At 69.5% G+C, this 13,887-nt stretch carries 18 protein-coding genes and 1 pseudogene; 12 read left to right on the top strand and 7 right to left on the bottom strand.

Annotated elements, in window-relative coordinates; all coding sequences use genetic code 11:
* The first annotated feature begins 113 nt into the window (after positions 1-113).
* Complete coding sequence (locus EV671_RS10395) at positions 114-383, top strand: VOC family protein (RefSeq protein ID WP_132571236.1); 270 nt, start codon at positions 114-116, stop codon at positions 381-383.
* Positions 384-809: 426 nt separating this feature from the next.
* Positions 810-1,241, top strand: a complete 432-nt coding sequence (locus tag EV671_RS10390; protein ID WP_132571235.1) for a DUF1841 family protein — start codon at positions 810-812, stop codon at positions 1,239-1,241.
* Between the two features lie 285 nt (positions 1,242-1,526).
* Here the strand turns inward: EV671_RS10390 and EV671_RS10385 are convergent, their stop codons facing one another.
* From EV671_RS10385 to flgA, 3 genes are all read right to left on the bottom strand, one after another.
* Positions 1,527-1,919, bottom strand: coding sequence for a hypothetical protein (locus EV671_RS10385; protein ID WP_132571234.1), 393 nt, complete (start codon positions 1,917-1,919; stop codon positions 1,527-1,529).
* 5 nt (positions 1,920-1,924) lie between these two features.
* The gene (gene flgM / locus EV671_RS10380) at positions 1,925-2,263 is read right to left on the bottom strand and encodes a flagellar biosynthesis anti-sigma factor FlgM (RefSeq protein ID WP_132571233.1); all 339 of its coding nucleotides are present in this window, start codon (positions 2,261-2,263) and stop codon (positions 1,925-1,927) included.
* 139 nt (positions 2,264-2,402) lie between these two features.
* Positions 2,403-3,113 carry a flagellar basal body P-ring formation chaperone FlgA gene (gene flgA / locus EV671_RS10375; RefSeq protein WP_132571232.1) on the bottom strand — a complete coding sequence of 237 codons (711 nt, stop codon included), beginning with the start codon at positions 3,111-3,113 and terminating at the stop codon, positions 2,403-2,405.
* A gap of 144 nt (positions 3,114-3,257) precedes the next feature.
* On the opposite strand from flgA, the gene flgB reads away from it, so the two are divergent.
* The 9 genes and pseudogenes from flgB (at position 3,258) to EV671_RS10335 (ending at position 9,266) form a co-directional block, all read left to right on the top strand.
* Positions 3,258-3,671 carry a flagellar basal body rod protein FlgB gene (gene flgB, locus EV671_RS10370; RefSeq protein ID WP_132571231.1) on the top strand — a complete coding sequence of 138 codons (414 nt, stop codon included), beginning with the start codon at positions 3,258-3,260 and terminating at the stop codon, positions 3,669-3,671.
* Between the two features lie 3 nt (positions 3,672-3,674).
* Positions 3,675-4,088, top strand: coding sequence for a flagellar basal body rod protein FlgC (gene flgC, locus EV671_RS10365; RefSeq protein WP_132571230.1), 414 nt, complete (start codon positions 3,675-3,677; stop codon positions 4,086-4,088).
* A 23-nt stretch (positions 4,089-4,111) separates the two neighbouring features.
* Positions 4,112-4,345: pseudogene (locus tag EV671_RS27355) on the top strand (flagellar hook capping FlgD N-terminal domain-containing protein); the annotation flags it as partial.
* A gap of 36 nt (positions 4,346-4,381) precedes the next feature.
* The gene (locus EV671_RS27350; RefSeq protein ID WP_243655675.1) at positions 4,382-4,786 is read left to right on the top strand and encodes a flagellar hook assembly protein FlgD; all 405 of its coding nucleotides are present in this window, start codon (positions 4,382-4,384) and stop codon (positions 4,784-4,786) included.
* A 21-nt stretch (positions 4,787-4,807) separates the two neighbouring features.
* A complete protein-coding gene (gene flgE, locus EV671_RS10355; RefSeq protein ID WP_132571229.1) occupies positions 4,808-6,124 on the top strand; it encodes a flagellar hook protein FlgE in 1,317 nt (438 codons plus the stop codon).
* A gap of 22 nt (positions 6,125-6,146) precedes the next feature.
* On the top strand, positions 6,147-6,878 hold the full coding sequence (flgF, locus tag EV671_RS10350; RefSeq protein ID WP_132571228.1) for a flagellar basal-body rod protein FlgF: 732 nt from the start codon (positions 6,147-6,149) through the stop codon (positions 6,876-6,878).
* A gap of 12 nt (positions 6,879-6,890) precedes the next feature.
* Complete coding sequence (gene flgG, locus EV671_RS10345; protein ID WP_132571227.1) at positions 6,891-7,673, top strand: flagellar basal-body rod protein FlgG; 783 nt, start codon at positions 6,891-6,893, stop codon at positions 7,671-7,673.
* Positions 7,674-7,793: 120 nt separating this feature from the next.
* Positions 7,794-8,462 (top strand): flagellar basal body L-ring protein FlgH, encoded by a 669-nt coding sequence (locus tag EV671_RS10340; RefSeq protein ID WP_132571226.1) that lies wholly within the window; start codon positions 7,794-7,796, stop codon positions 8,460-8,462.
* 54 nt (positions 8,463-8,516) lie between these two features.
* Positions 8,517-9,266 carry a type 2 periplasmic-binding domain-containing protein gene (locus EV671_RS10335; RefSeq protein ID WP_132571225.1) on the top strand — a complete coding sequence of 250 codons (750 nt, stop codon included), beginning with the start codon at positions 8,517-8,519 and terminating at the stop codon, positions 9,264-9,266.
* Here EV671_RS10335 and EV671_RS10330 read toward each other — a convergent pair.
* Positions 9,242-10,510 carry an amidohydrolase gene (locus tag EV671_RS10330; RefSeq protein ID WP_132571224.1) on the bottom strand — a complete coding sequence of 423 codons (1,269 nt, stop codon included), beginning with the start codon at positions 10,508-10,510 and terminating at the stop codon, positions 9,242-9,244. The two genes, EV671_RS10335 and EV671_RS10330, sit on opposite strands and share 25 nt — an antisense overlap.
* Positions 10,511-10,662: 152 nt before the next feature.
* Between EV671_RS10330 and EV671_RS10325 the strand changes: the two genes are divergently transcribed.
* The gene (locus EV671_RS10325) at positions 10,663-11,037 is read left to right on the top strand and encodes a carboxymuconolactone decarboxylase family protein (protein ID WP_207911131.1); all 375 of its coding nucleotides are present in this window, start codon (positions 10,663-10,665) and stop codon (positions 11,035-11,037) included.
* Positions 11,038-11,043: 6 nt separating this feature from the next.
* On the opposite strand, the gene EV671_RS10320 is transcribed toward EV671_RS10325, so the two are convergent.
* The 3 genes from EV671_RS10320 to EV671_RS10310 form a co-directional block, all read right to left on the bottom strand.
* A complete protein-coding gene (locus EV671_RS10320) occupies positions 11,044-11,964 on the bottom strand; it encodes a glucosamine inositolphosphorylceramide transferase family protein (RefSeq protein WP_132571223.1) in 921 nt (306 codons plus the stop codon).
* Between the two features lie 5 nt (positions 11,965-11,969).
* A complete protein-coding gene (locus tag EV671_RS10315) occupies positions 11,970-13,049 on the bottom strand; it encodes a glycosyltransferase (protein ID WP_165917524.1) in 1,080 nt (359 codons plus the stop codon).
* Positions 13,050-13,343: 294 nt separating this feature from the next.
* Positions 13,344-13,745: a hypothetical protein gene (locus EV671_RS10310; protein ID WP_132571221.1), complete on the bottom strand. Its 402-nt coding sequence runs from the start codon at positions 13,743-13,745 to the stop codon at positions 13,344-13,346.
* Positions 13,746-13,887 lie beyond the last annotated feature (142 nt).

Below are 13,887 nucleotides of genomic sequence, written 5' to 3'. Positions count from 1 at the left end.
CCTGCTCATCACCTCGGACCCCACATAATCCCTGCGTCCTGCCCGGAGCAGTTTGGGTGGCCACGAGTGGAGCAGTTTGGGGTGGCCATCGGGGCGACGAGCAGGTCGCCGGCATGAACCCCACGAATCACGGCGGGGCGTGGTCGGTGTACTTCCTGGATCCGGAGGGCAATCGCATCGAGCTCTTCGCCCAGACACCGTGGTACGTACCGCCGATGTCGATCCCTCTCGATATGTCGTTGTCGGACGATGCAATCTACGAGCTCACTTTGGCGATGGTCGAATCGACGCCGGGGCACATGCTGCGCTCCGATTGGCATGCGCGGACCCGGCAGCGCATGCTTGCTGAAGGGACACTCGAACAACGTACCGTTGCGCCGTAGCCGCCCCATCTCCTGGCGCCCTTGGACCTGCGCAACATCTGGCCAATCTTGGAGCGCGGGTGAGTGGGTGGTCGACGAGACTTTCTGACTTTGAGTGGCAGCTTTCGGGCAGTCCAACCGCCTGAGATCGCCTTCCGCAACGGGTCGAAAGTACCAGTTCGACGCCATCAGCAGCAACGTTCACTGAGGTGCGACGGGGCCTGCAGCGGCCCGACTGTCTGGGTGGCTGCTTCACCTTCGACAGCGGTCATCGCTGATGGCACGTCCACCGGTGAACCGATGACGGCTTCAGGTCCCAGAGCGTGAGCCCGCCTTCATGACGCGGACGACGGCAGCCGCTGCACACTGGCCGCACCCACCCCCAGCGGCATGCGCCTGTATTGCCCCGACCCGGCCCGAAGCAGCGCAACTGGCGACAATCCCGCCATGTTCGCCCCCTCCCAGCTCGAAGTCCGGCGCTTCTTCTGCGCCACCTACCGCAAATGGCGCGACGGCGCGCCGCTGATCCCGATGGAGGCCCTGGCCGCGGACTGGATCGCCGAGCACCCGGAATACCACGCGGACCTGGCGGACGAGGCCGGGGCGCTTGCGAAGGTCTACACGGTCGAGGAAGGCCGCACCAACCCCTTCCTGCACCTGTCCATGCACCTGACGATCACCGAACAGCACGCCATCGACCAGCCCTCGGGCATCCGCCAGGCCATCGACCTGCTGGCCGCCCGGCGCAACTCGCGCCATGAGGCCCATCATGTGGCGATGGAGGCGCTGGGCGAGATGATCTGGGCCTCGCAGCGCAGCGGCCTGCCACCGGACGGGCACGCCTACCTCGACAAGGTGCGCCAGGCAGCCACGCGCTGAAACGCCGCCCATCGCCCAGCCTCGCTCCGCTGAACGCGAGCGAGCCTAGTCGGTCTTGCAGACCGCGCTGCGGACAATGCCGCAGCTCTTCGCCAGGCACGTCGAGCCCACTGGGCTCAACGTGTCCGGGCTCAGCCCCCGTGGGGACGACGATGTTCGCGGCATCGAGCCGCGGACACATCGTCAATGCGGGCCGGCTTGGGGCGGCCCGGCGCTCGGCCCGTCGCATCCGCCCGGACAGCAAAAAGCCACCCGAGGGTGGCTTCCGTTTGGGGCATGTCAGGTTCAGGCGGTGAAGCTGCCGCCGCCGAAGCTGCGGCGCTCGGCCTTGCCGCCGGCACCGTAGAGGCCGGTGGGCTCGCTCGGGATCAGCACGTCGAGCGCGCGGTCGAGCGAGGCGTTGCCGCGAGCCAGCGTCTCGCGCTGGGCGGCGAGCAGGCCGCCGGCGCGCACGAGGCGGTTGCGCAGCGCGGCGGGCACGCTGCCGGAGCGGGCGGCTTCGCTGAAGCTCTGCACGGCGCGGGCCAGGTGCTGATGCAGTTCGGCCGCGTGCTGCTCGATGGCGGCAGCGTCGCGGCGGGCCAGGGCGTCGCCCAGCTGCTTCAGCGCGGCCTCGACGGCCAACAGCGGAGCTTCGAGCTCGGCGCCGAGCGGGGTGGGCGAGACGATGGCGGTCATGGGCTTCAGTGTTTGTTGGCGCGCGCGCTCAGCAATTCTTGCGCATTTGCGACCAGCTTGTCGGCAATCGCGTTCGCGTTCACCGTGAACTTGCCCTCACTGATGGCCTGGGAGATGCGCTGGACCTTGGCGGCGTCGAAGCTGCCGTCGTCCGAACCGCCGCTGGCGGCCAGCTTGGCAGCGCTGGAGATGGCGACCTGAGCGCTGGGCGCGGGCGCGCCGGCCTTGGCCGTCTGCTGGGCGGTCTCGGTGGCGGCCGTGGCCGCCGCCTCGGTTTTACGCGTGGCGCTGCGCTCGGCCTTGGGCGGGCTGGCGCTGGCGTCGTGGCTGTGACCGATCTTCATGAGCTTCTCCAGGGTACGGGGCGGGCCCCGCTGGCGGGCAATGCAGGGGAGTTTCCTCCTGTATCGGCCGCTGGCAGGAGTTCTTGAGCGGGAATTGGCGGGTTTTTCCGGCCAGCTCCGGCGATCCGTGGCAATTTGCTCACAGCAACAGTTCCACCCGGCGCTCGCCCACCGCCCGGCCGCTGGCGACGCGCCCGCTCCCGAAACGCACCCTGACCTCCTGCCCCTCGATGCCGGCGCCGAGCGCCTGGGCCTCGGAGGCGACGGCAAAACCCTCGCCGGCCAGGCGCACCTGCACGGTCTCGCCGGCGGCGAACCACTGGCGGGCCTTGAGCGCCGGCACGCGCACGGCGTCCGCCGCGCCCAGCGGCCGCGCCAGCACCCGGCCCACGAGCTGGGCGGGGTCGGTGAAGACGGCGCCGGGTTCGGCCGCGATGTCGATATCGGCCAGGGCCAGCTGTTCTTGAGACAAATTCACGCCGGCCGGCAGCGGGCCGCTGGCGACGACGGCTCGGCCGAACACGGCCACGCGCACCGGCAGCGTGACGTTCCAGCGCACCGCGCCGTCGGTGCAGCGCAGGCCGATGCGGCTGCGGCCCCAGGCAGCCATGCCGGGCGGCAGATAGGGCTGGACCTGCCGGCAGGGGGCCAGGCGCAGGCGGGCGTCCAGCGCGCCGATCTCGACGGCGACACGGGTGCCGGGCGGCGCGGTGGCGCGGGCGGCGGTCTCGGCCAGTTGGCGCACGCGCTCGATCAGCGCCGGGTCCAGCGGCGTCTGCGGCACGCTCTGCGCCCAGACGGCCCGCCCGGCCAGCAGCAGACACAGCAGGAATGCGGTTCGACGCAGCATGGCCGCCACTCTAGGGACGGCCGCCGGCCGCCCTTGGTCGGAATTGAGCTGCTTTGGCCCCGCTAATCCCGCTCATGTTTTCGGGGCCTCTCCAGACAATTTGCGCAAGAGCCGCCCCGGCTGTGCAACTCCAAGGGGCCCGACATGCTGAACCGACTCACCGACACGCTGAACTTCCAGACCCAGGCGCTGACGCTGCGGGCGGAGCGCCAGCGCCTGCTCGCCAGCAACATCGCCAACGCCGACACGCCGGGCTACCAGGCCCGTGAGATCAATTTCGCCCAGGCGCTGCGCGAGGCCACGGGCGAGGTCGGTACACCCGGCGCGCTGGCCACGACACAGAGCGGCCATATCGCGCCGCTGGCGGGTGCGCGCGGCGAGAGCGGCAAGGAGTTCGCGCTGCAGTCGCAGACCAGCCTGGACAGCAACGGCGTGGACATGGACCGCGAGCGCGCCAGCTTCGCCGACAACTCGGTGAAGTACGAGGCCACGCTGCGCTTCATCAACGCCTCGGTGCGCAACGCGCTGGACGCGATGAAGTCGCCCAACCAGGGGTAAGCCATGTCGATGTTCCAGATCTTCAACGTCGCCGGCAGCGCGGTCAGCGCGCAGAGCCAGCGCCTGAACGTGGTGGCCAGCAACCTCGCCAACGCCGACACCGTGGCAGGCCCAGACGGCCAGGCCTACAAGGCGCGCCAGGTGGTATTCCAGACCGCGCTGATGGGCGCGGGCGACGACAGCGGCAACGCCGGCGTGCGCGTGACCAACATCACCGAAGACCAGCCCCCCGGCCGCCGCGTGCACGACCCCAAGCACCCGCAGGCCGATGCCGACGGCTATGTGACCTATTCCAACGTGAACCCGGTGGAGGAGATGGTCAACATGATCTCGGCCTCGCGCTCATACCAGAACAACATCGAAGTCATGAGCACGGCCAAGAGCCTGCTGCTCAAGACCCTCCAACTCGGCCAGTGATGGTCGTCCGCTGAAAGCACGCCATGGACTTCTCCGTACTCAACGGCAGCAACTCGGCAACCTCGACGACCTCGACCACGTCCAGCACGAGCAGCGGCTCCACGTCGTCGACCAACGCGGCCGATACCCAGGACCGCTTCCTGAAGCTGCTCGTCGCGCAGATGAACAACTAGGATCCGCTCAACCCGATGGACAACGCCCAGGTGACGAGCCAGATGGCGCAGATCCAGCAGGTGACGAGCCTGTCCACGCTGAACACCAGCATCAACAGCCTGGGCACCCAGCTCGGCCAGATGCAGGCCCTGCAGTCCGTCTCGCTGGTGGGCCGCGAGGTCAGCGTGCCCAGCAACAGCCTGCAGGTGACGAACGGCGTCGCGGAAGGCAGCTACGACCTCGGCGGAGCGGCCAGCGCGGTCAAGCTGGAGATCCTCGGGCCGGCCGGCAACGTCATCGACACCCAGCAGCTCGGCGCCCAGGGTTCGGGCCGCCAGACCTTCAGCTGGAACGCCGGCACGATGGTGTCGGAGGGCAGCGAGGTCAAGTACCGCATCACGGCAACCAACGGCACCGCCCCCGTCACGTCGACCACCTACGCCAACGACAAGGTCACGGCGGTCTACAGCGAGAACGGCAGCCTCAGGCTCGACCTCGCCCGCCTGGGCTCCGTCGACTACACGGCCGTGCAGGCCGTCAACTGATTTGACAGCAAGGACTCCCCCATGAGCTTCCAGCAAGGCCTCTCCGGGCTCAACGCCGCGTCCAAGAACCTCGACGTCATCGGCAACAACATCGCCAACTCGGGCACCTACGGCGCCAAGGACGCGCGCGCCGAGTTCGCCGACGTCTACGCCACGGCCATGAACGGCGCGGGCCAGAACCAGGTCGGCATCGGCACGACGCTGAAGGCCGTGGCCCAGCAGTTCACGCAGGGCAACATCACGACGACCGAGAACCCGATGGACCTCGCCATCAACGGCGGCGGCTTCTTCCAGGTCAGCGACGGCATCAACCCGGCACGCTACAGCCGCAACGGCCAGTTCAAGGTCAGCCGCGACGGCTACATCGTCAACAACGACGGCCTGAAGCTGATGGGCTACCCGGCCAACGGCGCCGGCGTCATCCAGCCCGGCACGGCCCAGCCGTTGCTGCTGCCCACCAGCGGCATCCCGCCCGCCGTGACGACCACCGTCAAAATGGAGTTCAACCTCGACTCCCGGTCCAAGACCACGGCCCCCGGAGGCGGCACCGGCACCGGCATCGACCTGAAGGACAGCACGACCTACAACAACGCGACGTCGATGACCGTCTACGACGCCAAGGGCCAGGACGTGGCCGTGACCTTCTATTTCCAGCGCGCCGCGACCGCTGCCAATGGCAACGATGTCTGGAACGTCTACGCGACCGCCAACGGCTCGCCGTTCACCACCAACGCCGCCGGCGGCGCGATCGCGCTGGACGCCAACGGCAACCCGACGACGCCCTACACCACGATCACCTTCCCGAGCACCGGCGGCTCGCCGACATCGCCCACCGCCCCCATCGCGATGAGCGTGCCGGCCGGCACGAGCGCGCGCGGCAACCCGACGCTGGCCATCCCCGGCATCCAGCTGAACGTAACCGGCGCTACCGAAAACGGCAGCAGCTTCGCGGTGACCAACCTGACCCAGGACGGTTACGCGCCAGGTCAGCTGACCGGCATCCAGGTCGCCAACAACGGCGTCATCCAGGCCCGCTACTCCAACGGCCAGAGCAAGCCGGCCGGCCAGCTCGAACTCGCCTCCTTCCGCAACCCCCAGGGCCTGCAGGCCATGGGCGGCAACGTCTGGGTCCGCACCGTCGCCTCGGGCGATGCGGTCGTCGGCGTGCCGGGCGACGGCAACATGGGATCGCTGCAGTCCGGCGCACTCGAGGAGAGCAACGTCGACCTGACGGCCGAGCTGGTCAACATGGTCACGGCCCAGCGCGCCTACCAGGCCAATGCGCAGACGATCAAGACGCAGGATCAGGTCCTGCAGACGATCGTGAACCTCCGCTGAACGCTGACGGCGAGGGCACAACGTGGACCGCATGATCTACCTCTCGATGGCCGGCGCCAAGGCGGCCATGCAGCGGCAGGACGTGCTCTCGCACAACCTCGCCAACGTCACGACGAATGGCTTCAGGGCTGAATTGCAGGCCTTCCGCGCGGTGCCGGTGCGCGGCGACGGCGCCTCCACGCGGGCCTACTCGCTCGAGACCACCATCGGCTACAACGACGAGGCCGGCCCGCTGACCGCGACCGGCCGCAACCTCGACGTGGCCATGCAGGGCAAGGCCTGGCTTGCCGTGCAGGCCAACGACGGCACCGAGGCCTACACCCGCGCCGGCTCGCTGGACGTGAACGCCGAAGGCATCCTCGTCATGCGCAACGGCATGCCGGTGCTGGGCGACGGCGGCCCCATCAACATCCCGCAGAACAGCACGGTGGACATCGGCAGCGACGGCACCATCAGCGCCAAGCAGCCCAACCAGAAACCGACGACGGTGGGCCGGCTCAAGCTCGTCACGCCCGAGGCCAGCACCCAGCTCAAACGTGGCGACGACGGCCTGTTCCGTGCCGCCGAGGGCGATCTGCCCGCCGACCCGGCCGCGCGACTGCAGGACGGCGCGCTGGAAGGCTCCAACGTCAGCCCGGTCGAGACCATGGTCGCCATGATCGCCGCCGGCCGCCAGTTCGAGCAGCAGATGAAGCTGCTGCAGATTGCCCAGACGCAAGGCCAGCAATCGGCCAAGCTGCTCGGCAGCACTTGAGGACACACCACCATGATGCGCTCGCTCTGGATCGCCAAGACCGGCATGGAAGCCCAGCAGACCCAGCTGGACAACATCTCCCACAACCTCGCTAACGTCGCCACAAATGGCTACAAGCGCTCGCACGCCGTCTTCGAGGACTTGATCTACCAGAACCTGCGCCAGGCCGGCGCCAACAGCACCGAGCAGACCACGCTGCCCACCGGCCTGCAGGTGGGCCTGGGCGTGCGCCCCGTCGCCACCGCGCGCATCTACACCCAGGGCAACCTGCAGCAGACCAGCAACAACCTGGACCTGGCCATCAAGGGCGACGGCTTCTTCCAGATCCAGATGCCCGACGGCACCAACGCCTACACCCGCGACGGCAGCTTCCAGCTCAATGCCAACGGCCAGATGGTCACGAGCAACGGCTACACGGTGCTGCCCGGCATCACGATCCCGAACAACGCGCAGAGCCTGACCATCGGCAACGACGGCACCGTCAGCGTCACCCTGCCCGGCCAGGCCACCGCGCAGACGGTGGGCCAGATCCAGCTCGCCAATTTCGTGAACCCGGCCGGCCTCGACCCCAAGGGCCAGAACCTGTTCGCAGAAACCTCCGCCAGCGGCACGCCCAACACCGGTGCACCCAACAACAACGGCATGGGCGCACTGCAGCAGGGCTTCGTCGAGACCTCCAACGTCAACGTCGTCGAGGAGCTGGTGCAGATGATCCAGACCCAGCGGGCCTACGAGCTGAACTCCAAGGCGGTCCAAACGTCCGACCAGATGCTGCAGAAGCTCGCCCAGATTTAGCTCCCCCCGTAGCGCTCGCGCGCTCCCCCAGGGGGCGCAGCCGATGGCCGGCAAAGCCGGTTCCATGGCTGCTGCTGGAGGAGCGGCCGGCTACGCGGCCTGATCCATGGAGAAGTTGTCATGAAAATCCTTGCTGCTGTCGCCCTCATCGCCCTGCTTGCCGGCTGCGCGACGCCCTACCCCGAGCCCCAGGTCGAGTTGGAGCACACGCCGGTCGTCAACCTGCCGCCGGTCGCGCCGATGGCGCCCACCAATGGCTCCATCTACCAGGCCGCGGCCTATCGCCCGCTGTTCGAGGACCATCGCGCGCGGCTGGTGGGCGACACGCTGACGATCAACATCATCGAGAAGGTCTCGGCCACGCAGACCAGCACCAGCGAGCTGAGCAAGACCGGCAGCCTGTCGGCCGGCGTGACCGCCCTGCCCTTCGTCGCGGCCAACTCCTTCGGCAAGGCCAGCGCCGGCGCCACTTCGGCCAACGACAACAAGGGCAAGGGCAGCAACCAGAACACCAACGAGTTCACCGGCGCGATCACCGCCGTCGTGACCGCCGTGCTGCCCAACGGCCACCTGATGATCAGCGGCGAGAAGCAGATCGGCGTGAACCACAACGTCGACGTACTGCGCTTCTCAGGCCAGGTCGACCCGCGCATGATCGCCCAGGGCAATGCAGTGCCGTCCACGTCGGTGGCCAATGTGCGCATCGAGCAGCGCGGCCGCGGCGCCACCTCCGATGCCCACGCGATCGGGTGGTTGTCGCGCTTCTTCCTGAACATCGCGCCCAGTTGACGCCTAACATCGACCCAGACCAGGGAGCCATCCAGCCAGGCCTGGAGGTCGAAGATGCGGGGTTCTTCACGGCGGCAGCTGATGCTGGCGCTGCTGGCATGCAGCCTGCCCTGTGCCACGGCCGCGGAGCCTGTCGCCGCGCTGCGCTTCGCCACCGACGCCAATGACCAGAGCGGCCTGGCGCCGGGCGCACGAGCCCTGCTGAGCCAGGCTTTCGAACGGCTCGGGATATGCGTCCGTTTCGAGCCCCTGCCGCTGCGCCGCTCGCTGCGCATGACCGCGCAGGGCCAACTTGACGGCGAGGCGCTGCGCATCCGCGCGGTGGCCGATGGCCATCCCGACCTGCTGGTCGTGCCCGTCCCGCTCGCCAGCGTCGAGGTGCGCGGCTATGTGCGCCGCGGCACCAGCATCGCCCACGACCTCGCGGGCCTCGCGCCCTGGCGCGTCGGCTACCCGCGCGGCGTCGTGCTGCTGGAGGGCTTGCTGGTCCAGCTGCCCCGGCGCGTCGAGGCCACCAGCCGCCATGATCTTCTTCGGCTGCTGCGCGCCGGCATCGTCGACGTCGCCCTCATCACGGCCGCGGCCGGTGAACCCGGCATCGACGCGGCCCAGCTCGACGGCCTCGTCGCCTTGCCCGCACCCCTGCACGTCGCCCCGCTGTTCGCACTTCTGCATGCCCGCCAGCGCGGCCTGTTGCCGCACCTGGCCGGCGTGCTGCAGCAGATGGAGGACAGCGGCGAGTCCGCGCGGCTGCGTAACGAAGCCTGGGCCGGGGCCGCTCAGCCCTGGAGCGACGCCAGGTAGTCCACGGCCAGATTGGCCAGCGCCCGCACCCCCACCTCCAGCCCGCGCTCGTCGGCGAAGAAGCGCGGCGAGTGGTTGGAGTCGGCCTGAGCCGGGTCGACGTCCGGCGGCGTGACACCGACGAAGAAGAACAGGCCCGGGATCAGGCGCTGAAAGAAGGAGAAGTCCTCGGCGCCGGTGACCTTGGGCACGACCTCGATGCCCATGGGCCGCGGCCCGGTGCTGGCCACGCGGGTCAGCGTCGGCACCATCTGCTCGGTCAGCACCGGGTCGTTGACGGTGACGGGGTAGTTCTTCGTGATGCAAACCCGGCAGCTCGCCCGCGCGGCGCCCGAGATGCCCTCGGCCAGTTCGGTCACGCGCTCGTGGATGGCGTCGCGCATGCCCTCGTCGAAGCTGCGTATCGTGCCGCGCATCTCGACCGAGTCCGGGATGATGTTCTCGCGCACGCCGCCCTTGATGGCGCCTATGGTCACGACGGCCGGCTCGCGGTTCAAGTCGAGGTTGCGGCTGACGATGGTCTGCAGGCCGAGCACGATCTGCGCCGACGTGACGATGGGGTCCACGCCCAGCCAGGGCGCCGCGCCGTGGGTCTGCCTGCCGTGCACGGTGATCCTGAGCTTGTCGCTGCTGGCCATGGTCGGCCCGGGCCGGTAGCCGATGACGCCGGCCGGCAGCCGCGATGTGACATGCAGGCCGAAGATGGCGCCGGGCGTCGGGTTCTGCAGCGCGCCCTCCTTGATCATCAGCTCGGCACCGCCCTCCTCGCCCTCGGGCGGCATCTCCTCGGCGGGCTGGAAGATGAACTTGACGCTGCCAGAGATGTCGGCACGCAGGCCGGCCAGCACGCTGGCCACGCCCATCAGGATGGCGACATGGCAGTCATGTCCGCAAGCGTGCATGACGCCGACCTCCTCGCCGTTCCAGACCGCGCGCGCTTTCGAGGCGAAGGGCAGGTCCACCTCCTCGCTGACGGGCAGGCCGTCCATGTCGGCCCGCAGCGCCACCACGCCACCCGGCCGGCCGCCCTTCAGCAGGCCGACCACGCCGGTGTGGGCGACGCCGGTCTTCACCTCGTCGAATCCCAGCGCACGCAGGTGCTCGGCCACCAGGGCCGCGGTGCGGAACTCGCGGTTGCCGAGCTCGGGATGCTGGTGCAGGCCGCGCCGCCAGGCGATGACCTGGGCTTCGAGTTCGGCCACGCGGGCGGCGATGCGGTCGGGCAGCGGGTCGGCAGCGGTCATGTCGGGCAGGGCTGGGGTCGACGGGGGATCGAGTATGCGCCGCAAGCGGGCTTCCGCCGGCCTCCGGCGCGCGGCGAACCGAGCAGAAGCAGGCCGCGGCCGAGTTCGAGGCGGCGCGCAAGACGCCGGTCTTCGGTCTCTTCGAGCCACTGATGTACAGCCCGCAGGTCATGACGCTGGCCCGCTCGATGGGCGACTACCTGCGCTTCAAGCCGGCCATCGGCACGACGCTGTCCGAGCTGACCGTCCTCGTCATCGCGCGCGAATGGACGCAAGGCGACGAGTGGCATGTGCATGCGCCGATCGCGCTCAAGGTCGGCATCAAGCCCGCCACGGTCGAGGCCATCGCCGACGGGCGCCGCGTGTCCGACGCCAATTTCGCTGGCGCTGAGAAGCGTTTCCGCAAGCCCGGCGTCGTCGACCTGACCGCCATCGCCGGCTACTGCACGCTGCTGGCCATGCAGCTCAACATGGCCCAGTACGGCCTGCCGGCCGACGGCAGGAAGCTGGAGCGCTTTCCGAAATGAGGACGCTCAGGCGCCGACGAGCCGCCGCAGCCGGCGCTTGAAATCCAGCCATTGCCGCACGCGCGAGCGGTCGATGCGCTTCACGTCGATAAGCGTGAAGCCGCCGCAGCCCGACAGCGTGTGCAGGCCCGCCTTGTGGCTGGCGCTGGCGAGGTCGCCGGTCAGGCGCTCCGCGCCGGCCTCGATGACGACGCGCTCCGGCGTCAGCGCCGGGAAGCGCAGCAGCCGCGTGGCGCCGCCATAGCCCGTGCTGCTGTCCTGCACCGGCAGCGTCAGCACGCCGTCGTGGGACAGGAAGGGCCGGCCGGCCGGCCGCGCGCCGTCGCGGCTGACGCGCACCGGGTTGGCGGGCAGTGGCGTCCAGGGGCCGGCCAGCGCCGGCGCATGGGCCATATGCAGCTCGCGCTGGTCGCGCGCGTTCGGGCCGACCAGCGTGTAGAACATCCACCAGCGCCCGCCATGCTCGGCCAGCGTCGCGTCCGCGCCGGGCAGGCCGCCGAGCAGCGCGCATTCGCGCTCCCAGTTGTCCAGCGTGTCGTCGCCGGCACGGTAGAGGGCGATCTCGCCGGCCTGGTAGCTCTCCGGCACCATCCAGGTCTCGCCCTCGTGTTCGAAGACCTGGGGGTAGGAGAGGTGGAAGGGCTGGTCCAGCACCGTCGTGCAGCCACGCCAGGCCAGATCGGTCAGGCCCAGCTCGTGGCGCTCGATGGTCGCGCGCTTGACGCGGTAGTCGTAGGCCTCAACGAAGACATGCAGCGCATCGCCACGCACCAGGCCGAAGGGGTCGGCCAGATAGCGCCAGCGCCCGGGGTCGGGCAGCCAGGTGATGCGATCACGCGCGGCGGCGAGGCTGCGGGCATCCAGATCCTCGACGCGAACGGGAACGATGCCGACCTGCCAGAAGTCGGTCCGCGGCCTCTTCAGCATCGGCTTCAGCTGGCGAAAGCTTCGTCTTCGTCCTCGTAGTGCTGGGCCTGCGGGGCGCGGTACAGCATCACGTCGCGGTAGAAGGCCAGGGTCCTGTCCACCGCATGGCCACGGTCGTAGGCCGCGGTCGCATAGCGCACGCTGCGCTGCTCGCGCGGCAGCGGGCGCAGGCGCGCCACTTCCTCGGCCAGCGCCCGGCCCAGGCCGTCGGCATCGCCCACCGGCACGAGGCGGGCCGGCTGGCCGGCCAGCATCTCGACCGGGCCCTGCGTGGCCGTGGCCAGCACGGGGCGGCCGGCACGCATGGCTTCGAGGATGGCGAGCGGGAAGGCCTCCTCGCGGGAGGCGGACACGAAGAGGTCGAAAGCCTGCAGCGCCCGGTCCACGTCGCGGCGAAAGCCCAGCAGGCGGATGCGCGGGTCGCCGGCGGCCAGCTGCTCCAGCAGCGCGCGGTCCGGGCCCTCGCCGAGGATGGCCAGCACGGCATCGGCCGGCGCATGGGCCTTGAAGCCGGCGACCAGCAGGTCCATGCCCTTGGCCTGCTGCAGGCGGCCGACGCTGCCCACCAGCAATTGGCCGGGCGCCAGGCCCAGTTCGGCGCGCAGACCGGCCGCGGCCGGCGCGGCGGCCCGCTCGGGCGCCCAGTTGTAGATCAGCCGGGCCAGGCCCTCGCGGTTCTCGGGCAGGCTGTCGTGCTGGGCGCGGTTCACGCAGACCAGACCGTCCAGGTGCGCGTGGTGGTGGGCCTTGTAGCCGACATGCAGCGTGCCGATACGGGCGGCGCTGCCTGCATGGGCGACGGCCTTGCAGGCCGGGCCGAGGTGGCCGTGGCAGACGTCGGCGCCCAGGCGCCGGGCCAGCGCGGCGACGCGCAGGCCGCGCAGCAGCGGCAGCTTCAGGCCGTGGAAGCGCACCGAGGGGGCCAGCGCGCCCTCGACGGCCGAGCCGGCGACGCCGATGACATGCACCCGGTGGCCGAGTGCGGCCTGGGCATTGGCCAAGTCGACGCAATGCAGTTCGCCACCCGCCAGACGTGAAGAGAAGACGACATGGACCAGCGTCAGGGTCTTGGAGGGCGCGCGCATGGCAGGTGGGGCTGGTCGGTAAGTTATAAAAACTTTACCGACATATACATTCAGGAACCTGTCGGCATACCCCCGGCTTGGGAGGTCAAGGCAAGCCTTGCAATGCCCTGACCCGCATCCCGGGCGCACGCCTGGCCGCTGCCAGACCATGGACCCTTGCTGGATGGGGGTTGACAGGGTCTCACGTCACACGCAAAACAACCTGAGCGCTAGCTTGCCGGGGCGCCCCCTCGACCGAGGGGGCGCGAGCGCGGGCCGGTCTTTCTCGCGTTGCGAAGTCGGCCGCCCGACGGCTCAGCGCATCTTGCTGACCCAGTCGTTCCGCGACTCGTCGTAGCGGTACATCATCAGGAAGCGCAGCGTCTCCATGTTGACCTGTTCGCGGGTCAGCGTGCTCATGTCGCGCGGTGCCTTGAGCGCCACCCAGCTGCCGACGGTGTCGTCATAGACGTTCATGCGCAGGAACTGGTCGCGCATGGCGATCACCTCGGCGCGCGACATGACGCCCTTGGGGGGCTCCATGCCGGACTTCAGCACCCACATGCCGGTCAGTTCGTCCCAGCGCATCAGCGCGAGGAAGGCGTCGCGGTCCATCTTGACCTGTTCGCGCGTCAGGCCCTGGGCGTGGCCAGGGAAGGAAAAGGCGGCCAGCGTGGTGGCCAGCACCAGGGGCAGCAGGGAAAGGCGTTGTTTCATCGCGGGTCTCCGGGAAGTTGAAGAGGGGAAGGGGTTGGCTGTGCTGCCTGGGCGCCTCATGCCTCACAGGTGCCCAGTGGTCGCACGGCATGGCCCGGCCTTACAGCGTGAAAAATCACGCACTGCCGCGGCCCGCGTCGCC

The organism is Roseateles saccharophilus (assembly GCF_004342485.1).
Taxonomy (GTDB): Bacteria; Pseudomonadota; Gammaproteobacteria; order Burkholderiales; family Burkholderiaceae_C; genus Pelomonas; species Pelomonas saccharophila.
The sequence above is the reverse complement of the archived record's forward strand: the minus strand, read 5'-3'. Positions and strand labels throughout refer to the sequence as shown.